General features: G+C 48.8%; 1 other RNA gene. It reads left to right on the top strand.

Features of this window, described 5'->3' with window-relative positions:
• Nucleotides 1-130, top strand: a transfer-messenger RNA (tmRNA) gene (gene ssrA, locus AC6CDK_RS17870); the annotation flags it as partial.
• Nucleotides 131-258 lie beyond the last annotated feature (128 nt).

The raw sequence follows: 258 nt of genomic DNA, 5'->3' as shown, positions 1-258 counted from the left end.
TAGTGGAATCGCTTCCCGGAAATCCCTGCCAGGGGAGAGTCGGGCGGCTAAATTAAATCCTGGCATAAGCATGTAGACGCCTTCAGTGTATGATCTTCGGACGCGGGTTCGATTCCCGCCACCTCCACCATTTAAAGGTTCAGTAAGGACCAGAGTAGTACAAGAAGCCCCGAGAAATCGGGGCTTTTTTATTTGTGTTTGTCTGATAGTGTGCTATATGGTCTAGTGAAATCTGGGAATTTTGGGGGCCGTTTCTTG

The organism is Geobacter sp. PheSNFMC (assembly GCF_059620965.1).
The sequence above is the reverse complement of the archived record's forward strand: the minus strand, read 5'-3'. Positions and strand labels throughout refer to the sequence as shown.